This window comes from Sphingobium sp. R-21, from assembly GCF_049913335.1.
In the GTDB taxonomy this organism is placed as follows: domain Bacteria; phylum Pseudomonadota; class Alphaproteobacteria; order Sphingomonadales; family Sphingomonadaceae; genus Sphingobium.
Window position 1 is genome coordinate 650,859 of the sequence record NZ_CP184374.1, and the last position, 21,472, is coordinate 672,330.

Annotated in this window: 10 protein-coding genes; 7 read left to right on the forward strand and 3 right to left on the reverse strand. The window is 64.5% G+C overall.

Features of this window, described 5'->3' with window-relative positions:
* The first annotated feature begins 6 nt into the window (after positions 1–6).
* The 6 genes from ACN9MX_RS03085 to ACN9MX_RS03110 all read left to right on the forward strand — a co-directional run bounded on the left by ACN9MX_RS03085 (position 7) and on the right by ACN9MX_RS03110 (position 16,411).
* Entirely contained in the window at positions 7–9,672 is a 9,666-nt protein-coding gene (locus ACN9MX_RS03085; RefSeq protein WP_363825415.1) for a beta strand repeat-containing protein, read from the forward strand.
* A gap of 52 nt (positions 9,673–9,724) precedes the next feature.
* On the forward strand, positions 9,725–10,432 hold the full coding sequence (locus ACN9MX_RS03090) for an OmpA family protein (protein WP_208108027.1): 708 nt from the start codon (positions 9,725–9,727) through the stop codon (positions 10,430–10,432).
* 12 nt (positions 10,433–10,444) lie between these two features.
* On the forward strand, positions 10,445–11,839 hold the full coding sequence (locus ACN9MX_RS03095) for a TolC family protein (protein WP_363825417.1): 1,395 nt from the start codon (positions 10,445–10,447) through the stop codon (positions 11,837–11,839).
* Between the two features lie 53 nt (positions 11,840–11,892).
* The gene (locus ACN9MX_RS03100) at positions 11,893–14,052 is read left to right on the forward strand and encodes a type I secretion system permease/ATPase (protein ID WP_363825420.1); all 2,160 of its coding nucleotides are present in this window, start codon (positions 11,893–11,895) and stop codon (positions 14,050–14,052) included.
* 152 nt (positions 14,053–14,204) lie between these two features.
* Entirely contained in the window at positions 14,205–15,140 is a 936-nt protein-coding gene (locus ACN9MX_RS03105; protein WP_363825423.1) for a cell wall hydrolase, read from the forward strand.
* Positions 15,137–16,411, forward strand: a complete 1,275-nt coding sequence (locus ACN9MX_RS03110; protein WP_363754015.1) for an HlyD family type I secretion periplasmic adaptor subunit — start codon at positions 15,137–15,139, stop codon at positions 16,409–16,411. Before ACN9MX_RS03105 ends, ACN9MX_RS03110 begins: the two co-directional genes overlap by 4 nt.
* A gap of 72 nt (positions 16,412–16,483) precedes the next feature.
* On the opposite strand, the gene ACN9MX_RS03115 is transcribed toward ACN9MX_RS03110, so the two are convergent.
* The 3 genes from ACN9MX_RS03115 to ACN9MX_RS03125 all read right to left on the reverse strand — a co-directional run bounded on the left by ACN9MX_RS03115 (position 16,484) and on the right by ACN9MX_RS03125 (position 20,489).
* Positions 16,484–17,548 carry a transglutaminase-like cysteine peptidase gene (locus ACN9MX_RS03115; RefSeq protein WP_363825426.1) on the reverse strand — a complete coding sequence of 355 codons (1,065 nt, stop codon included), beginning with the start codon at positions 17,546–17,548 and terminating at the stop codon, positions 16,484–16,486.
* 152 nt (positions 17,549–17,700) lie between these two features.
* Positions 17,701–19,677, reverse strand: a complete 1,977-nt coding sequence (parE, locus tag ACN9MX_RS03120) for a DNA topoisomerase IV subunit B (RefSeq protein WP_363825429.1) — start codon at positions 19,675–19,677, stop codon at positions 17,701–17,703.
* A 140-nt stretch (positions 19,678–19,817) separates the two neighbouring features.
* Complete coding sequence (locus ACN9MX_RS03125; protein WP_363735094.1) at positions 19,818–20,489, reverse strand: GcrA family cell cycle regulator; 672 nt, start codon at positions 20,487–20,489, stop codon at positions 19,818–19,820.
* Between the two features lie 117 nt (positions 20,490–20,606).
* Here ACN9MX_RS03125 and ACN9MX_RS03130 point away from each other — a divergent pair, with 117 nt between their 5' ends.
* A complete protein-coding gene (locus tag ACN9MX_RS03130) occupies positions 20,607–21,455 on the forward strand; it encodes an ABC transporter permease (RefSeq protein WP_133651849.1) in 849 nt (282 codons plus the stop codon).
* Positions 21,456–21,472: the final 17 nt, after the last annotated feature.

Consider the following 21,472-nt stretch of genomic DNA (forward strand, 5'->3'; position numbering starts at 1 on the left):
TGGACAATGGATTACGAGCGCGATTGGGATGGCAAAGATACCGCTGACCATCAGCAGGCCCTTCACCCGGAGGCAGCCGCACTGGCGGCGAAGGCCAAGCTGGCCCAGCCCGGAAAGTCGCATGCCGCGGATGTCGTCAGGACGGTCGCGCCCAATCCGGACGGTACCATTGTCCTGCCTGCGGGCACGGATATCAACCAGATCGAGGTTTCCGGCCGCAATCTGATCGTCCACCTGCCCGATGGCACCGATCTGGTGATCCTGGAGGGGGCGGTGGTCATGCCGCGCCTGGTTGTCGGCGATGTCGAAATTCCTTCCGTCAACCTGGCGGCTCTCCTGATCGGGGAGGAACCGCAGCCTGCGGCCGGTCCGCCGCGCAGTTCCGGCGGCAATTTCATCGGTCCTGACGGCGATGTGGGCGATCCCCATGGCCTGGGCGACCTGTTGCCGCCGACCGAATTGCTTTTCAGCCAGCCCGAAGAGCGCGAGATCCTGCCGATTGCGCCGAACGATCCGCCGGAAGTCACCATCATCACGCCCGATCAGCCTGCTGGGGCGACGGCCGCGACGGCCGGTGTGAGCGAGGCGGGCCTTCCCGCGCGCGGCAACGAACCGGCCGGTTCGGCGGCTGCGGGGGATAGCGAGCGGACGATCGGCACCATCGCGATCAACGCCAATGACGGGCTGGCGAGCGTGACCATCAACGGTGTGGCGATCACGACCGTGGGGCAGACGGTAACGACGCCGCTGGGCGTGCTGACCATCACCTCGATCGCGGATGGTTCGATCGGCTACAGCTATGCGCTGAGCGACAATGTCGTCGGCGCGCCGCCTGCGGAAGTCTTTACCGTCGTCGTCACCGACAATGACGGCGATCAGGCAAGCGCCACGCTGACCATCTCCATCGCCGACGATGCGCCGACGGCCGTCAACGATGCCGATAGCGTGACCGAGGATGGCCCGCTGGTCGCGGATGGCAATGTCATGACCGGCAGCGGTGGCAGCGACGCGAACGGCACGGACGGCGTGGCCGACGTGCAGGGTGCGGACGGCGCGGCCGTGACGACCACCGGCACCTTCCAGGGCACCTATGGCACGCTGACGCTGACGGCGTCGGGCGCCTACAGCTATACCCTGGCCAATGCCAACCCGGCGGTGCAGTTTCTGGTGCCTGGCCAGACGCTGACCGACAGCTTCAGCTATACGATCACCGACGCGGATGGCGACACGTCCAGCGCAACGCTGACGATCACCATCAACGGCGCCGATGACGGCATCACCATCACCGGCCTGAACGGCGCGCTCGGCCTTGAGGGCGCCGAACTCGTGGTGCTGGAAAACGACCTGTCGGACGGCAGTTCGCCTGACGCGACCGGGCTGACGAAGACCGGTTCCTTTGCCGTCAGCGGCGCGGACGGCCTGTCGGGCGTCATCATTGGCGGCGTTTCGGTGCTGGCCAATGGCGCCTTCGTTGCCGGACAGGTGGTTACGACGCCGCTCGGCACGCTGACCATCACCGGCTTCACCGCGACGGCGACCCAGGGCGGCGTGCCGACCGCGGGCACCTTCACCTACAGCTTCCTGCTGACCGACAACAGCCTGGACCATGACGCGTCGGGCGCGGACAGCATCCTGCAAAGCTTTGCCGTGGTGGCGACCGATCGCAACGGATCGACCGCCAATGCCAGTATCGACGTGCAGATCGTCGATGACGTCCCGACCGCCAACAACGATGCCGGGTCGATTGCCGCGGGCACCTATGGCCCGGTCACCGGCAATGTCGTGACCAATGACGTCAAGGGCGCGGACGGGGCGATGGTTTCAACCACCGGCACCTTTGAAGGCGAATATGGCACGCTGACGCTCAATGCGGATGGCAGCTACAGCTATGTCCGTGCCGCAGGCACGCCGGGTGGCGTCAGCGACAGCTTCAGCTACACGCTGCTCGACGGCGATGGCGACACGTCCAGCGCCATATTGCGGATCGATATCGCCGATGGCGACGTCATGATCATCTCCATCCCCAAGGTTGGCGAGGGCACGATCGTCGACGAAGCAGGCCTCAACGACCCGGTCGGGTCAGAGGCGGGCACCGATGTCGAGACCACTGACGGCACAATCACCTATACCGCGCCGGACGGCCCCGCGACCGTCACCATCAACGGTGTCCTGATCACTGGCCCCGGCCAGCAGATCGTTACCGACAAGGGGATTCTGACCGTCACCGGCATCAGCGACGGCAGCATCGATTACAGCTATACGCTGACCACCAATACCGATGGCGACGATGTGACCGACAGCTTCGTCGTCACCGTCACCGATGTGGACGGCGACCAGGCGACCGACACGCTGACCATCACGATCATCGATGACGTTCCGACTGCCACCAATGACGTGGATTCGGTGCGTGAGGATGGCCCGCTGGTCGCCGACGGCAATGTCATCGCCGGATCGGGCGGCACGGACGCCAACGCCACCGACGGCAATGCCGACGTGCAGGGCGCCGACGGCGCGCAGGTCACCGCCATCGCCTTTGCCGGGACGAACGGCACGGTCGGCGCACCACTCGCCGGTCTTTATGGTTCGCTGGTGATCCAGCCGGGCGGCAGCTATGCCTATACGCTGGACAATGAAAATGGCGTGGTCCAGGGCCTGGACAAGAACCAGACGCTGACCGAAACCTTCACCTACACGCTGACCGATGGCGATGGCGATCCGTCCAGCGCGACCATCACCATCACCATCCAGGGCAGCGATGATGGCGTGACCATCAATGGCCTGGACGGCGAGGGCGCGGAAGAAACCGTCTTCGAAAACGATCTGGCGGACGGCAGCTCGGCGGATGCGGCGGCGCTGACCCAGACGGGCAATTTCTCCCTCTCCGCGCCGGACGGCGTGGCGACCATAACCGTTGGCGGCCAGCCGATCTTCGGTGCCAGCGGCTTCATCAGCGGCGTCACCCTGTCCAACGCCTATGGCACGTTGACCATCACCGGCTTCACGCCCGTTATCGGCGCGGATGGCGACGTCACCGGCGGGACGGTCAGCTATAGCTATACGCTGAACGACAATACGCTGCTGCATGCGGGCGCCAATGATGGCAGCCTGACGGACAGCTTTGCGGTGGTCGTCACCGACACCGACGGATCGACTGACACGGCCAGCCTGGACGTCCGCGTGGTGGACGATGTGCCGACCGCGGTGAACGACAGTGCAGGCCAGCTTGCTGAAAATGCGTCGGTAACCGTCAATGTCTTCGCCAATGACGTGGCCGGGGCCGATGGCGTCGACCTCGCCAGCGGCGTCGCGCTGGAAACCGGCGCGGCCAAAGGCAGCGTCGTCTATCAGGGCAATGGCGTATTCCTCTATACCCCCAATGCGGGCGCTGAGGGCAGCGACAGCTTCACCTACACCATCACCGACGGCGATGGCGACACGTCGACCGCGACGGTGACGATCAACCTGCTCAGGGATTCGACGCCGACCGTCAGCGTCACCGACATGACTGTGTCGGAAGCTGGCCTGCCCGGCGGCACGCAGGCAGCCGGGGACAGCGAGACGGCGACCGGTTCCATGACCATCGCGACCGGCGGCGACACGCTGACCAAGGTAGAGGTGCAGGACAAGAACGGTGCCTGGGTTGATGTGACCGCGGCGACGGCGGGAACGCCGGTCGTGGTCGCGGGCGCGGCGGGCACGCTGACCGTGACTTCGGACGGGGCGGGCCATTACAGCTACAGCTATACGCTGGCGGTCAACGATCCCACCCATCCCGACAATGATCCGCTGGACGGCGACGGGATCAGCGGCGCGGCCGACCCCCAGGCGGGCGATGCCTTCGCCGTGCGCGTGACGGACAGCGATGGCGATGTCTCGCCAGCCGATGCGATCAACGTGACCGTGCTGGACGATGCGCCCATCGCGGTAGCGGACAGCGGCTCGGTCGATGAGGGCGGCTCCTTGATCGTCTCGGCGGCCAATGGCGTGCTTGTCAACGACCAACCGGGCGCGGACGGCTATGCGCCGGGTGTGGTCGGCGTGGCGAAGGGCAGCGATGCGAACACCCCCGTCAGCGGCCATGTCGGCACGGCGGTCGCGGGCAACTACGGCACGTTGACCCTCTTCGCGGACGGCAGCTATCGCTATGATGCGACGCCCAACGCGATCTCTGCGGATCAGCAGGACGTGTTCGTCTACACGATCCGCGACGCGGACGGCGATCTGGCGACGGCGACGTTGACCATCGACGTCGCGAACGTTGCCCTGCCGGCAGACAACCAGACCAAGACTGTCTATGAGGCGGCACTGGACACCAGCGTGACCGGCGACGACATCGCGGCGGGCAGCGTGACCGGCAGCACGCCCGGCGAAACCACCGAGACGACGACTGGTCAGCTCAATGTCACCGGCGCCGTCAGCTACACGCTGACCAGCTCCGCCAATGGCGGCTATGGGCAGATCCAGTTGAACAGCAATGGCAGCTATACCTATACGCTGACTTCGCCTGTCGATGGCCCGACCACCAATGACGGTCCGCAGACTTTCCTGGGCGCCGAAATCTTCACCTATCAGGCGGTCGACGGTGCGGGCAATGTCGCCAATGGCACCATCACCATCGATGTGGTGGACGATGTTCCGACCGCCGTGAACGACGCGGCCCGGACCGTGGCGGAGGATGGCGCAGACATCAACGGCAATGTCCTGGCCAACGACACGCTGGGCGCGGATGGCGCCACGCTGACTTCGGTCACCATCGGCGGCGTCACCACGGCGATCAACGCTGTGGGCACGACCAATGTGAACACGGCGTTCGGCGCCTACACGTTCACGGCGGCGGGTGCCTGGACCTTCAACCCGTCCACCAACCTCAACAATGCGAGCGGTGTCGACGCGGGCTTCTCCTATGTCATCACCGATGGCGATGGCGACCAGTCGACGGCGAACCAGCCGATCACGGTCACCGATGGTGCGATTCCGACCGCGAGCGGCCCGATCAGCCTGGCGCTGGACGACCAGAACCTGGCTGGCGGTACCAGCGAGGCTAACCCTGATTTCGACAGCGGCTCCATCACCTTCACACCCGGTTCGGATGCGATCGTCTCGATCGTTTTCGGCGGCACGGGCAGCCTGACGGGCGACCTGACCTGGCTGCGGGTGTCCGACACGCAGATCACCGGTTCGGATGAGCGCGGCGTCGTCGTGACGCTGAACCTGTCGGTCGTCGGCACCGTTGCAACCGTGACGGCCACGCTGAACGACAATTACGACACCCATCCGGGTATCAATGCCGATGATCTGGTCGCGCTTGGTTCGGTGCAGGTGATCGCGCAGGATAGCGATGGCGACACCGCCACCGGCACCGTGTCGGTCAGCGTGTCCGACGATCTGCCGGTCGTCAGCGCCAATCCGACCGTGCAACTGGACGACGATGCGCTGGGCGGCAACGCCAATGGCACGGGCGACGATGCGAACAGCGTCAACGCCACGGGCACGCTCGCGCATGATTATCGCGCGGACGGTCCGGGCGGCATTACCCTGCTCGGCACGGGCGCGCCGGTCGGCTTCACTTATGAAAGCAATGGCACTGTCCTGCTGGTGAAGCAGGGCGGCACCACCGTGCTGACCGTGACGCTGACCGATCCGGTCGCGGGCACCTATTCGGTGGTGCAGAATGCCGCCATCGTCCATCCGCTTGGCGGCGACGAGAATAATGTCAGCTTCGACATCGCCTATCGGGTGAGCGACGCCGACAATGACACCGCCACCGGCACGCTGACCATCAATGTCGACGACGACACGCCGGTCGCGGCCAACGATACCGACGTCGTGAAGGAAGACGTCACGCTGAGCGCCAGCGGCAATGTGCTGACGGGCGCGGGCAGCGACGGCAATCCGGCGGGTGCGGACTCGCTGGGCGCCGATGGCCCGGCGGCGGGTGGCGCGGTCACGGCGGTCACCGGGGGCGCCATCGGCGGCAATGCCATCGGCAGCTACGGCTCGCTCGTCCTCAATTCCACGGGCGGCTATACCTATACGCTGAACAACGGCTTGGCCGCCGTCCAGCAACTGGACGATGGCGAAACGCTGCAGGACAGCTTCACCTACACCATCACCGATGGGGACGGGGACAGCACCACTGCCGTGCTGACCATCACGATCCAGGGCACGAATGACGCGCCGCAGGTCGGCAGCGGGGTTGCGGTGGTTTCCGAAGAGGGGCTGTCAGGCGCCAATGCGGACACGGCCGGCACCCCCAGCGATACGACGAACTCGGTGACGGCGGGCGGCACGATCACCGCAACCGATGTGGATGGCGATGCCGTCACCATGACCCTGGGCGACCCCGGCGCGGTACTCAGCGCTGACGGCCTGCCCGTCACCTGGACTGGTGTCGGCACGCAGTCCCTGACCGGATCGGCTGGCGGTGTGCCGGTCATCACGATCACGATCAACAATGCGGGCGCCTATACGGTCACGCTGCTCCAGTCCGTCGATCACAGCGGCATCAATGTAGAGGATCTGAAGAATTTCTCGGTCCCCGTGAATGTCAGCGACGGCACCACGACGGTCGGCACCAGCATAGCCGTCACTATCGAGGATGACAGCCCGACAGCCGCCGATGACAATGTTACGACCATCGAAAAGGCGCTGGCATCGACCGGCAATGTCCTCACCAACGATCATGTCGGCGCGGACACGCCCGGCGCGGTGGTTTCGGTTAGCGGCAGCGCCATAACGCTGGGCGGCAGCCAGACGATCGTCGGTACCTATGGTACGTTGCAGTTGTTCTCAGACGGCAGCTACATCTACACGCCCAAGGTTTCGGTCCCTTCGGGATCGACCGACAGCTTCACCTATGTCATGCGCGATGCCGACAACGACACGGCCAGCGCGACGCTGAAGTTCACCTTCCAGGGCGACGCGAACAAGCCGACGGCGGACAACACCGCCGCCAAGCTGGACGATGATGGCCTGACCGGCGGCAATCCGCTGAGCACGATTGGCGATGTCGACGCCAATGTGGGCGACAACGACGCAGGCCCCAGCGAGGCCAGCTTCAGCGGCACTTTGGGATTCACCTTCGGTGATGACGGCGGCGGCAGCGTGACCTTCGCCAACATGAACGGCCTGACCGGCACTGTTGGCACGGACACGGTTTCCTATAGCTGGAACGGCGCCAGCAACACGCTGACCGCGACCATCACGACGGTTGGCGGGCGCGGTACGCCGCTGTTCCAGGTGGTCGTCAACCCCACGACCGGCGCCTATACGGTGACCTTGCTCGACAACGTCCTGCATGCGGCGGGCGGGAATGAGAATGATGCCTCCGTCAGCCTCAATTTCCTCGTCACCGACAGCGATTATGATCTGTCGACCAACCCGACATCGTCGGCGGTCGGCCAGCTCAACATCAGCTTTGACGACGATATGCCCAGCGCCTTCACGCCTGCGGCCGGGGCGGTCGCCAACAATGACAGCCCGGCGACGGCCTTCAACCTGAACTTTGCCAGCGTGGCGGGGGCTGACGGTGTCGGCGATGCGCTGTTCAACATCACCGATGGTGCGCCCGCCAAGGACACCAGCGGCGCAACGCTGCGGTTCAATGGCGAAGACCTGTTCATCTTCGGCAATGGCACCAATGTGCTGACCGCCAGGACGGCCGATGGCGACATTGGCTATACGGTGACGTTGCAGCCGGGGACGGACAAATATGTGTTCGACCTGCATGGCACGATCACCAATGGCAGCGAAATCTCGATCAGCAGCTTCAGTTCCGCCAAGGCCGGTAATACCGATTATCGCGGGCTGGGGGTCGACACCACCGACGCCATCGACGTACTCCTCTCCGGACGCAACTCTTCCGGTGGGCGTGGGTCGATCAATACCGACGCTGACTCCATCGGCGTCGATAACAACTCGGTCAATCCCGATGAAGCGGTTCGCATCGACCTGGTGAAGACCCTGACCACCAGCGCGGGCACGACGACGGGCTTCGCCTATGTCGATCACCAGAGCGTTATCAGCTTCGAGCAGAGCATCGCCCAGGTCGGCGGCAGCCCCAACAACAGCGTGACGGTCAAGGTCACGGCGATCAATGCCGACAATGACCAGGATTTGGGTTACTCGTCCGCATCTCCAGAGGCGGGTGAAAGCTTCGTAGGCATCGTCAAGGTCTCGGTGACCGATTTCAGCACGGGCAATGTCTATACCTTCACCGCCGATGGCACCCAGGCGGGCTTCGGCGTCACCTTCTCCTCCGGCAGCGTCTTCATCTCCGGCCTGCAGGTGAACGACAAATATGAGATTGTCGGCGCCCAGGGCTTTGACGCGGTGCTGGTGGAATCGCCGCACGTCAACAATCCGTTCGACCTCGGCATTTTCTCCGTCGAGACGCTGAACAGCGGCACGCCGATCAACATCAACCATGCCATCGTGGCTTCGGATGCCGATGGCGACAGCGTCAACAGCGCGATCAGCGTCACGCTGAACCCGGTCGCCGTTCCACCGGTCGCCATCGACCTGGATGGAGACGGGCTGGAGTTTCTGGGCCTTTCCGCTGGTGTCACGCACGACTATGGCGCCGGTGCGGTCAACACCGCCTGGGTGTCCTCCGACGACGGCCTGCTCGCCCATGCGACGGGCGGCGGCTACGACATCGTCTTCGCCGACGACGCGCCCAATGCGTCGAGCGACCTGGAAGGGTTGCGCCTTGCCTATGACAGCAATGGCGACGGCGTGTTCGACGCAACGGATACCGCATTTGCCGAGTTCGGCGTGTGGCAGGATGCGAACAGCAACGGCGTTGTGGATGCGGGCGAGTTCAAGTCGCTTGCCGACATGGGCATCGCCTCCATCAACTTGACGGCCGATGGCAATGGCTATGTCGCTGCCGATGGCGATGTGACGGTTCTGGGCGAGGCAAGCTTCACCCGCACCGATGGCACAACCGGAACGATCGGCGACGTCACTTTCCGCACCGGCACCAGCAGCGATGCCAGCAAGACGGAAAGCACGAGCAGCGGCTTCAACCAGGCGCTGGTTGCGGCAAGCCTGGTTGCGGTGGCGGGCGCCGCCGAGGCGACGACCGAGCAGCAGCCTGAGCCGACCGTGACCGAAAGCAACGTTCCAGTCACGGAAACCGCGCCGACCGATACCGTTTCGGACGAGCCGACCGCCACGCAGGAAAGCGCGCCGACCACGCTCGCCGCGAGCGACGATCAGGCCGTGCATGAGCAGCCTGCGCCGACTGGCCATGCCAGCGAGGAAGCCGCGCCGGAACATGCCAGCCTGTCCGACGGCAACGACGCGCATGCTGCTGTCGAAACGGCGGATGCGGCTCAGCCCGAGCTCAGCGGTCATGAAGGGCTGCTGGCGCAATCGATCGACCTGCCTCCCGCCTTCGACGGCAATGCCGCGGCGGTTCTGGCGGCGCAGCAGGCGGCTCCGGCTGCCGATGCGGCAGAGGTCGTGAAGGAAGCGCTGGGCGCCCATGACGCGCCGAACATCGATGCGCTGCTGGCGGCGCTGCCGGGCGGCGAACATGCCGCCGCGCCCTTCCTGCTCAACCCCGTCGCGGGCGAGGCAGTGGACAGCGGGCATCTGGCGGCGGCGACAGCCATCTTCGACGCGGCGATGGTCGCGCATGAAGCGATGGCAGCCGGGCATGCCTGAACTTGGGGTTGATCTAGAAATTTTCTCGCGGGGAATTTTGGGGAGAGTGAATATGCGAAATGCTGTTGGAAAGGCGGTGGCCGTTGGGCTGACGACCGCCATGCTGACGACGACAGCGGCCTGGGCGGCGCCTGCTTCGCCCTTGCTGCAACTGGGCAAGTCGGAATTGCGGGATGCACTCGACAGCCGTTACGACACGGCGGTCAAGGCCGTGGGCGACGCCAGCATCCGCGCGGCCCAGGACAGCCGCTGGACCTACGCCGTGGAGGCGAAGAACCAGTGCGGCATCGCCATCGGCTTCATCAAATCCGGCACGAAGGATGCGGAAAGCATCAACAAGTGCGACGACTTTGTGGCACGCCTCACGGCGCCGCCACCGCCGCCGGTGTCGGCAGCTTCAGCCCCACCCGCGCTGGACTGCACGGCGCCGGCGGTGTCCATCTTCTTCGACTGGAACATGGACATGCCGCTGCCGGAAGGGGTGAACACTGTCACGACCTTGACCCAGACGGCGGCGCAATGCGGGTGGAAGCGCTTTGGCGTGACCGGCTATACCGATACTTCGGGCAGCAACCGCTATAATGACGGCCTTTCGCTGCGCCGCGCGCAGAATGTCGCCAATCTGCTCAGCCAGGGTGGCATCCCCACGGATGCCATGACCGTCAACGGCCTGGGCGAAACCCAGCTCAAGATCGAAACCGCCGATGGTGTGCGCGAACCGATGAACCGTCGGGTCGAAATCACCGCCAGCGCGAATTAAGGGGAGGACGGCATGACTATCATGCGCAAAACATGTGGCAGCCTGATCGCCCTTTGTGCGGCGGCCATGGTGAGTACGGGCTGGGCCCAGACGACGGATCTCAAGAGCGCGATCGCTGCTGCACTCGACAGCCATCCGGAGATCAACCAGGCGATAGAGAACAAGCAGGCCATCGAATTCGAACGCGAACAGGCGCAGGGTCTTTACCTGCCCCGCGTCAGCGTCGAGGGGTCGGCTGGCGTCCGCCGCCTGGAAAACGCCACCCGCCGCGCGCTCAATCTCGACAATGAGACTCTCTGGCCGCTTGAAGCCAGCGTTCGCGCCGAGGAAACGCTTTGGGATTCGGGCTATCGCAGCGCTGAGAAGCGCCGGCAGGCCGCCCGCACCGATGGCGCTGCGTTGCGTGTCGGCGAACGGTCGCAGTTCGTGGCGCTCAACGTCACCCGCCAATATCTGGACTATATGCTCCAGCAGCGGGTCGTGGCGGCGGCGGAGGACAATATCGCCTTCCATCGCAAGCTGCTCGGTGATCTGGGCGAGGGCGTGAGCAAGGGGTCCATCAGCATTGCCGACCAGCAGCAGGCGGAGGAAAGGCTGCAGGCCGCCCTCGTCCGCAAGAGCGAGGCGGAGCAGGACATGACCAATGCGGCCATTCAGTTCCGCACCCTGACCGGTCTGTCGATCGATCAGGTGACCATGCCTGATGCTGTGACGAGCGCTCTGCCTCCGACGCTGGACGAAGCCATAGCCGCCGCGCGGACGCACAATCCGCTGGTTCGCGAGGCTGAGGCCGATATCCAGGCCGCGCATGCCGTGGTGGATGAGGCCAAGTCGGAGCTTGGGCCGACGGTCTCCGTGGAGGGCACCGGCCGCGTCGGCCAGGATGTCGACGGCTTCCGGGGCAGCACCAACGACATCCAGGGCCGGGTGGTCCTGCGCTGGCAGCTTTACAATGGCGGCATCAACCGGGCCAAGGTCCAGGAAATGACCCGCCGGGCAAGCGAAGCGCGCTTCCGCCTGAGCCAGCGGTTGCGCGAGGCGGAGGAGGATGTCCGCACCGCCTGGAACCGTTGGGATACGGAAAAGAAGCGCGTCACCGACCTGTCGCGTCAGGGCACGGTCTCCGACGGACTGCTGGTTTCCTATCGCGAGCAGTTCAACGTGGGCCGGCGCTCGCTGCTGGACGTTCTGGACAGCCAGAACACCCGCTTCAACACGCAGGTGCGGACGGAAACGGCCCGCTTCTCGGAAATGTTCGCGCAATATCAGATCCTGGCGGCCACCAACACGCTGCTGGATACGCTGGGCCTGGCCACGCCTTCGGACGCCAAGGCCGATGCGCGGAAGACCTATAATGTCCCTGATCTGCCGCCCGCTGAATTGCAGCGGCGGCGCTATCCGGGCTGAGTTTCATTATTGGGGGCCATCCTGGCGCAAGCCGGGATGGCGCGGGGTAAACAATGTTGGAACGAAGCACACTCAGTCTGGCCGAATGGCTGGACCATCAAGGCACGCCCGGTGACGAACTGGTCGAGAGCATCGCCCATGCGGCGCGGCATTTCGACCGTTCGCCCGGCATAGTGGGACTGCGAGCCGGCCTCGCCGTAGATGAATCCGGGCGCCTGCCCTTTCATCAGGCGGAATCGGCGCTCGACCAGATCGGCCTGCTGAGCGACCACGTCCGCGGTCGATTGGACAAATGGCGTCCTGGCAATCTGCCGGCCATCCTGCCGCTGCGGGGCGGGCGGTTCCTGCTGCTGATGGACATCAAGGCCGGCGACGCGCTGGTCCAGCTTCCTCATGCGGATGAAGCGGTCTGGGCGCCGTTGAGCGATCTGGAAGGCGTTTTCACCGGGGAAGCGCTTGTCGTCATGGCCGATCACGGTCGTGAACGGGCAGAGGAGCGTCCCTGGGACGAACGGGTGCGGCAGCACTGGTTCTGGCGCGAAGTCTGGCGTGCACGCGGCGGCTTCGGCTATGTCATGCTGGCGGCGGGCATCATCAACCTGCTCGCCTTCGCGCTGCCGCTGTTCACGATGAACGTCTATGACCGGATCATTCCGAACAAGGCGGCCTCCAGCCTCTGGGTGCTTGGCATCGGCGTGATGCTGGCCTTCAGCCTGGATTTCGCACTGCGCATCGCCCGGGCAAGACTGGTGGACGAGGCGGGGCGGGAGATTGACGAACGCCTTTCGCAACGCCTGTTTGAAAAGGTGCTGAACACGCCGCTCGCAAGCCGTTCCGGCAGCACCGGGGCGCTGGCGCGGCGCGTGTCGGAATTCGAATCCGTGCGCGAATTCTTCACCTCGACCACCGTGGTCCTGGTGGTGGACATCGCCTTCCTCTTTTTCTTCGTCGCCATCATCGCGCTCCTGGGGGGCTGGCTCGCGATCGTACCGGTCGTGATGATGGGGATCATGGCGACTGCGGGATGGTTCCTGCAACGGTCCATGGCCCGCCTGTCCCGCGATGCGCAGGCGGATTCCAGCCTGCAAAGCGCCGCGCTGGTGGAGGCCATCGGCGGCATTGAGACGCTGAAGGCCTGCCGTGCCGAAGGACGAATGCTGGAGCGCTGGCGCCGCTATGCCCGGATGAGCGCGGCCACGCAGGAAAAGCTGCGGCGCCTGTCGTCCAAGAGCGTGACGTTGGCGTCGCTGTGCCAGCAGGTGACAAGCATCGCATTGGTCATCGGCGGCTTCTACATGTTCGCGGCAGGCGACATTTCAATGGGTGCGATCATCGCCATCGTCATGCTGGCCGGCCGTTCGCTGGCGCCGGTAGGGCAGCTTGCCTTCGTGATCGTGCGGGCGCGGCAGGCGATGACGACGCTCGACAGCCTGCAGACGCTGATCGACCAGCCCGACGAAAGGCTGGACGGCGCGCGCGGCATCATCCCCAGGATCCGCAAGGGTGCCATTGTCGCAGAGGGCCTTGAATTTGCTTATCCGGGCTCCAGCCAGCCCAGCCTCAAGGGCATTAACCTGCGCATCGAGCCGGGCGAGCGCATCGGCATCATCGGCCGCGTGGCGTCGGGCAAGTCGACGCTGGGTCGCGTGATCTGTGGTCTCTATCCGCCGACCGGCGGCGCCCTCAACCTGGATGAGATCGACAGCCGTCAATATCATCCCCATGAACTCCGCTCCGCCTTCCGCTATGTCGGGCAGGATTCCGAACTGTTCAGCGGGTCGGTGCGCGAAAACCTGCTGCTGGGCGCCCGCGAGGCCAGCGACGAAAAGCTACTGGAAGCGCTGGAGAGATCGGGGGCGGCGCGGTTCTTCGGACGCGATGCGGCGGGGTTCGACCTGCATATAGGAGAGCGCGGCAACCGCCTGTCCGGCGGTCAGCGCAGCTTTCTGGTGCTGGCGCGCGCTCTGGTGGAGCCTGCAAAGCTGCTCTTCCTCGACGAGCCGACCGGCGCGATGGACAACCAGACCGAAAATCTCTTCATCGATCATCTGGAGAAGGCGCTCGATCCCGGCCAGACACTGATGGTGTCGACACACCGTCATGCGTTGTTGCGGATCGTGGATCGACTGATCGTGATCGATCAGGGTGTGGTGCTGGCGGATGGGCCACGTGACGAGATCATTGGCCAACTCCAGCGGGTGGCCGGGCAATGAGCACTCATCCCGTCCATTCCATCCGAAGTGCTCCTGCGAAGGCATCGAGGCGAGACAAGTCGCTTGGCTCGACCCAGCCCCGCCGTCTGAACTGGGTTCCTGCCTTCGCAGGAACCTGGAGCGCGTGGTTCCTTGGGCTTGGAATCGCAACGATGGCGGCGGTTTTTCTCTGGCCTCATGAGTCCCAGCGCCCCGCCATTCAGACGAAGATCGTGGAAACCGCCCCCGCCATTCCCCGCCAATATCTCGCTCTTGTTCAGATGACGGAGCAGAGCACCCCGGCCGCAGAAGGTGACAGGGCTCGCGAGGAAAATCAGCGTCTCGGCTTCTCCGGCGGTGTGATCGGCGTCGCCAAGCCGTTTCGCGCGCTGATTGCGGCTGGTGAGGATCATGATCACGCGCTCCAATGTCTGACCCAGGCGGTATATTATGAAGCCGCCCGCGAGCCGGAAAGCGGTCAGCGTGCCGTCGCGCAAGTGGTGCTGAACCGCGTTCGCCATCCCGCCTTTGCGAAGACCGTATGCGGCGTGGTCTATCAGCGTTTCGACGCGTCCGTTTGCCAGTTCAGCTTCGTCTGTGACGGATCGCTGGCGCGGCATCCCCTGCCAGACCTTTGGAATCGGGCGAAGCGGATCGCTGCCGACGCGCTGAGTGGGCGGGTCGAGAAGCAGGTGGGCACCGCGACCCATTATCACGCCGATTATGTCTTCCCGCGCTGGGCGCCGCATCTGGCGAAGCTGGCGCAGATCGGCGCGCATATCTTCTATCGCTGGCCAGGAGGCTGGGGCCAGCCGACGGCCTTCACGGGCCGCTATGCCGGCGGCGAGATCATTCCGGCCTTCGATCCGTCGCGCTTTGCCGCCGCGTCCCAGCCAGTCATCGACTATCCGCCGGTCGCTGCGCTGCCCGAACGTCGGGCGGTCAATGATGTCGGCGGGCGCATGGATCCGACCAAGGGGTGGAAGCTGTCCATTCCCGATCCTGCAGAAACAAAGGGCGCCCTGAGCAATTTGCTCGCCGCCCAGCAGAAGGCCGCGCCAGTGACGCTGGCCGCTGACGACCATCATATCCAAGGGGTGCAACCATGATTTCGCGCTGGATAAGCTGGCTGCGGGGGCAACCGGGCAACAAGCAGGTGATCCTTTACAGCGGCGGCGGCCTGCTGGTCTTCCTCATGTGGGCCAGCCTCGCCCCAGTGGATGAGGTGACACACGGGCAGGGCAGGGTGATCCCGTCCAGCAAGGCGCAGGTCATACAGTCCGCAGAGCCGACCACGATCGAGGAAATCCTGGTCCGCTCCGGTCAGAAGGTGAGCAAGGGGCAGCTGCTGGTTCGGCTTGACGATGCGATGCTCGCCTCCGAACTGGGCCAGCTTCAGGCGGAGACGCGTTCGCTGACCGCCCGCGCCGGACGTTTGGAGAGGGAGGGTACAGGTGAGGGCGCCGCCTGCACGACCGGCGGGCCGGAATGCCAGCAGGAGCAGGCCCTCGCCGCCGTTCGCCAGTCGGCGCTTCGCAGCAAGCAGGATGCGATGGCGGCCCAGGTCGACCAGCGCCGCCGCGAACAGGGCGAGGCGCAGGCGACCATCGACAGCCTGACCGGCAGCGTTCAGTTGGCCCGTCAGCGCGTGGCGATGCTGGAACCGCTCGCCGCCAAGTCGATCATCCCGCAGACCGAATTGCTCGATGCCCGGCGTGAGCTGGTCGACGCGCAGGGTCGCCTGAACGCTGCGCAGCAGCAGGCCTCCCGCGCCGGGGCTGCGATCCGCGAGGCGCAGGCACAGCTTTCGGAAGCGAATTTCCAGTTCCGTCAGGACGCGCTCAACGAGCGTAGCCAGTTGGAGGCGAAGATCGCCGTCAACAGCGAGTCTCTTCGGGGCGCGAGGGGACGGGCGCAGCGGGCGGAGATCCGCTCGCCCGTCGACGGTGTGGTCAATGACGTGCAGGTGACGACCATCGGCGGCTATGTCAGTCCGGGTCAGAAGATCATGCAGATCGTGCCCATTGGCGAAAAGCTGCTGGTAGAGACGCGGGTCAAGCCGAACGACATCGCCTTCATCAAGACCGGCGACCGGGCGGTCGTGAAGGTGACCGCCTACGACTTCTCGATCTATGGGGGGCTGACCGGCACGGTGCAGCAGGTGTCGGCCGACAGCGTCTATGACGAAGCGACGCGGGAGGCCTATTTCACCGTGGTCGTGGAGACGGATCGCGCCTGGCTCGGATCGGGCGCGCACAAGCTGCCGATCACGCCCGGCATGGTATGCGATGTGGAGATACTGACCGGCCGCAAATCAGTGCTGGCCTACCTGCTGAAGCCGATCATGAAGGCTCGATCGGAAGCGCTCAGGGAAAGGTGACGAAATTCACCCTTCGCTCTGAGCCTGCCAGAGAGCGGCACTTTCCTTTGAAAGGGTGGGTGCGCTTGAGTTTCACCGCGACGCGAACTGCACCTTTGCAGGCGACGTCACGCGATAGCCGTGGGTCCATCGGCCAAAGGCGTTGAAGCTCATGATCGGGCGATAGTCGCTGACGCTGGAGGATGGCAGCACCCGGTCGGTCATATTGTCGAGGATCATCAATTCATCGCCGATCCGCACCGCCAGGACGGCATGGTCAGCCTGTCGCACCAGATCACGGGCGATCACCAGGAACATGGCGTGACGGTCGAAGCCGGCCGCTTCCAGCAGCTTCATCTTGGCGATGGCATAATCCTCGCAATCGCCGGTGCCGCTTTGCAATGTATGCGCTGCCGATGCCCAGTTGTCGCCACCCTGCCTGTCGTCGACGAAATGCAGCCGGCGGTTGACCCAGCTGTTGATCGTTTCCACCTGCTGCTGTGCCGCCGAACCGCGCGCCGTGTTCAGAATAGCGCTCCACACCCCCTTGCCGGGCAGCGCTGTGGAAACGGAAGCCCATTTGCTGTCGAGCAATGTTCGGGAAATCGGCATGGCGACCGATCTGAAAACGTCAGGCTGCCCATTGCGCGGTGCGATCATCCGGTCCGAAGGCGCGTGGATCGATCGTGCCGGCATGACGAAGGCACTGCCCTGCGGCATTTCGGTAGCCGTCTGCGTCGTCAAAAATCCCTGCATGAAGCCCGGCACCAGCATTGGTTGACGAAAGCTCAGCACGGAAAGCTGGACGCCCTCCAGCCGCCAGCCGGGCAACTTGCCGCTGAAGTCGTTGATGCGCCAATCGTTGACGATCGTATCCGGTGCGACCGGCTGTGTGCCCCAGGGCACCGAACTGACCGCGCCCCCTTGCTGCGCACTGATGGCCGCCAGACGGCTCATACCGCCCGCGAGGAGATTTGCGGTGACGCGGTCGGCGGGCGCGTAGGCCGTTCGATTTTGCGCGGAGACGTCCGGAAACGCCCCCAGGGGCGCCTGCGCCAGCGCATGCCCGCTCGCTGCAACCAATAGCAGAGAGGAGGTGGTACCAAGCGCGAGGCGGCGCAGGACCGATGAGCGAGTGAGCGGGACGAAGCCTGACATGCTTGCCCGTATCGCGCCGAAAATTGAACATCCGGTGCCCCGCGCTGGTTAACGCGGCAGTAGGCAAAAAATTGCCGGCAAATTTTTGCCCGGCCATTTTTGAGGCAAATCACGACAATCCGGTTTTCCGGGATTTCCCGGAAAATCACTCGTCAGGCGTCGATTGCCCCCTCATCGACTGTTGCCGCATTCTCCTGAATGAAGGCAAAGCGATGCGCCGGGTTGGTGCCCATCAGCCGGTCGACCAGTTCGCGGACCTGCTGCCGGTCCTCAATGTCGTCGGGCAGGGTGACGCGGATCAGGCTGCGGGTCTTGAGATCCATTGTCGTTTCGCGAAGCTGCGCCGGGTTCATCTCCCCCAGGCCCTTGAAGCGGCTGATGTCGACCTTCTTGCCCTTGAACTCCTTGGCCAGTATTTCTTCCCGATGGGCGTCGTCCCTGGCGTAGAGGCTCTTGCCGCCGGCGGTCAGGCGGTAAAGCGGCGGCTGCGCCAGATAGAGATGGCCGCGCCGCACCAGTTCCGGCATTTCCTGGAAGAAAAAGGTCATCAGCAGCGTCGCGATGTGCGCGCCGTCGACGTCGGCGTCGGTCATGATGACGATGCGTTCGTACCGCAGATTGTCGGGATTGCAGTCCTTGCGCGTGCCGCAGCCCAGCGCCAGGATCATGTCGGCAATCTCCTGATTGGCCAGGATCTTGGCGGTATTGGCGGAAGCGACGTTCAATATCTTGCCGCGCAGGGGCAGGATTGCCTGCGTCTTGCGATCACGGGCCTGCTTGGCCGAGCCGCCGGCTGAATCACCTTCGACCAGGAAGATTTCCGCTCCCTCCGGATCGTCGTTCGAACAGTCGGTCAGCTTGCCCGGCAGCCGCAACTTGCGCGCGCTGGTGGCGGTCTTGCGCTTGACCTCCTTCTCTTGCTTGCGTTTCAGCCGCTCGTCCATCCGGTCGAGCACATAGGCGAGCAGTGCCTTGCCACGCTCCATATGGTCGGAGAGGTAATGGTCGAAATGGTCACGCACCGCATTTTCCACCAGCCGCGCTGCCTCCGGACTGGTGAGTCGGTCCTTGGTCTGACTCTGGAATTGGGGATCGCGGATGAAGACCGACAGCATGATTTCCGAAGAAGTCACGATGTCGTCGGCGGTGATGTCCTTCGCCTTCTTGTTTCCGACCAGTTCGCCAAAGGCACGGATGCCCTTAACCAATGCAGCGCGCAGCCCCGTTTCATGCGTGCCGCCGTCGGGCGTCGGAATGGTGTTGCAATACCAGGAATAGGAACCGTCCGACCAGAGCGGCCACGCCACGGCCCATTCCACCCGGCCTGCGGCGTCCGGAAAATCCTGGGATCCGGAAAAAAAGGCGCTGGTGGCGCATTCCCGGTCACCCACCTGTTCCTTGAGGTGATCGGCAAGGCCGCCGGGAAACTGGAACACCGCCTCGGGCGGCGTGTCGTCCGTGATGAGTTCCGGTGCGCATTTCCAGCGGATTTCCACGCCCGCGAACAGATAGGCCTTGGACCGCGCGAGGCGATAGAGGCGAGAGGGCTTGAACTTCTGCTCCCCGAAAATCTCGTGGTCGGGGATGAAGCTGACCGACGTGCCGCGCCGGTTGGGGGCGGCACCGACCTTTTCCAGCCCACTGGTGGGCAAGCCCTGGGCAAAGCTCTGGCGGAACAATTCCTTGTTCCGCGCCACCTCGATGACGGTGACGACTGATAGCGCATTGACCACGCTGATGCCCACGCCGTGCAGACCGCCAGAGGTGGCATAGGCCTTGTCGGTGAACTTGCCCCCGGAATGGAGCGTGGTCAGAATCACCTCCAGCGCCGACTTGCCCGGAAATTTCGGATGCGGATCGACCGGGATTCCGCGGCCATTGTCGATGACGGTCAGCCTGTTGCCCGGCTCCAGCAACACCTCGATCCGCGTCGCATGTCCTGCCACCGCCTCGTCCATGCTGTTGTCCAGCACTTCGCTCGCCAGATGATGCAGCGCCCGTTCGTCCGTGCCGCCGATATACATGCCGGGGCGGCGCCGGACCGGCTCCAGCCCTTCCAGCACTTCGATGGCGGAGGCGTCATATTGCGGCGTGGAGGAGGTGTTGGCTGCGAACAGGTCTTCAGACATGGGCACAAGCTATAAGCCGGCGGACGGCGGGCGCAAGCGCGTTGGTCCGCAAAGCAGCAGCCTGGGGCTGATCACTGCATTGCCCAGCAAAAAGGGCCGCTCCCGGAGGGGCGACCCTTTTCATGTTGGGGAGCCAGCGATCAGCGAACCCGCGGGCCACCAAAGGGCAGGGGCGGCGGCGGACGGCGGGTGCCGCGCGGCAACTGTGCCTGATAGGCGCGCCCGCAATGTTCGACGCAATAAGGAAAGCCAGGGTTCACCGCTTCGCCGCAAAAATGAAAATCCGGCTCGCCCGGATGCCCCATCGGCCATTTGCAGATGCGTTCCGTGAGATCGAGCAACGTGGTCTTGCCGGCAATGTCAGGGCTGGGCTTTGCCGGCACCAGACGGCGTGGCGGGGCGGGCGGGATCGGTGCCTGCTGGTCGCCCGGACCTTGGCGTAGAAAGCCGCCGGGGCCGACCGAGATGATGCGCGGCTGCGGCGTGGCCGGCGCTTCTGCTGCGGGAGCTGCAACGGCAGGGGTTGGCGCAGGCGCGGTCGGACGAACGGGCGCGGGCGCGGCCTGCTGCGCAGGCGCGGCAGGCTTTGGCGCTTCGGCTTCGGGCGCTGGCTTGCGCAGAGGCGGGGCCGCCTTTTTGGGTACTTCGTTGGCTTTCACCGGCGAAGGACGCGATTGCAGGCCCAGCCGGTGAGCCTTGCCGATCACGGCGTTGCGGCTGACGCCGCCCAGTTCGTCGGCGATCTGGCTGGCGGTCAGGCCTCTTTCCCACATTGCCTTGAGCTGGTCGATGCGCTCGTCGGTCCAGGACAATGAATGACTCCTCAAAATTTCAAATTCGCACCCTATATGGGGCGCGCCAGCGCGGGTTCAATTTCCCGTGCACAACGCCCTTGCGGCACAACCCCTCAGCCGATAGTCGATCCGACCATGAACGACCAGTCCAAAATTGCTGCCTCCCCATCGCATCAGGCGCCTTTCCACGAACCTGGGGAGTTGGTCATCCGCAATGTGAACTGGGCCGGCACCCGCGCGCTCTATCGCAAGGAAGTGCGACGCTTCATGAAGGTGCAGCTCCAGACCATCTGGGCGCCAGCCGTCACGACGCTGATGTTCCTCGTCATCTTCACCCTGGCGCTGGGCGGAGCCAATCGCCATGTGCTGGGCGTTCCTTTTGCCGACTTCATCGCGCCGGGCCTGATGATCATGGGAATGATGAACAATGCCTTCGCGAACAGCAGCTTCTCCCTGCTTGCGGGAAAGATGCAGGGGACGCTCATCGACTATCTGATGCCGCCGCTGTCGGTCGGCGAGCTGCTGCTGGCGTTGGTCGGCGCGGCGGTGACCCGGGCCTTTTGCGTCGGCCTTGCCCTATGGGGCGCGATGGCGCTGTGGCCGGGCGTGCACGTAACTCCGGCGCATCCCTGGGCCATCCTCTGGTTCGGTCTGATGGGTACAGGGCTGACGGCCTTTATCGGCGTGCTGACGTCGATCTGGGCGGAAAAGTTCGATCATGCCGCCGCCATCACCAATTTCGTGATCGGACCGATGACGCTATTGTCGGGCACCTTCTATTCGATCGATCGCCTTGCCCCTATTTTCCGCGCGATCAGTCATGCCAATCCCTTCTTCTACGCCATTTCGGGCTTCCGCTATGGTTTCGTCGCTGCGGCGGACGGCGATGTCGTGGTGGGCAGCGTGGTTCTGCTGGGACTCAATGTCGCACTGGGCGTGCTGTGTTATGTGCTGCTCAAGCGCGGCTGGAAGCTGAAGGCGTAAGCCTGAACTTGAAACCG

What these genes read in the sequence shown, in the direction of transcription:
- ACN9MX_RS03085 (WP_363825415.1), top strand. Translation starts at nt 7, where the DNA reads ATGGATTACGAGCGCGATTGGGATGGCAAAGATACCGCTGACCATCAG.
- ACN9MX_RS03090 (WP_208108027.1), top strand. Translation starts at nt 9,725, where the DNA reads ATGCGAAATGCTGTTGGAAAGGCGGTGGCCGTTGGGCTGACGACCGCC.
- ACN9MX_RS03095 (WP_363825417.1), top strand. Translation starts at nt 10,445, where the DNA reads ATGACTATCATGCGCAAAACATGTGGCAGCCTGATCGCCCTTTGTGCG.
- ACN9MX_RS03100 (WP_363825420.1), top strand. Translation starts at nt 11,893, where the DNA reads ATGTTGGAACGAAGCACACTCAGTCTGGCCGAATGGCTGGACCATCAA.
- ACN9MX_RS03105 (WP_363825423.1), top strand. Translation starts at nt 14,205, where the DNA reads ATGGCGGCGGTTTTTCTCTGGCCTCATGAGTCCCAGCGCCCCGCCATT.
- ACN9MX_RS03110 (WP_363754015.1), top strand. Translation starts at nt 15,137, where the DNA reads ATGATTTCGCGCTGGATAAGCTGGCTGCGGGGGCAACCGGGCAACAAG.
- ACN9MX_RS03115 (WP_363825426.1), bottom strand. Translation starts at nt 17,548, where the DNA reads ATGTCAGGCTTCGTCCCGCTCACTCGCTCATCGGTCCTGCGCCGCCTC.
- parE (WP_363825429.1), bottom strand. Translation starts at nt 19,677, where the DNA reads ATGTCTGAAGACCTGTTCGCAGCCAACACCTCCTCCACGCCGCAATAT.
- ACN9MX_RS03130 (WP_133651849.1), top strand. Translation starts at nt 20,607, where the DNA reads ATGAACGACCAGTCCAAAATTGCTGCCTCCCCATCGCATCAGGCGCCT.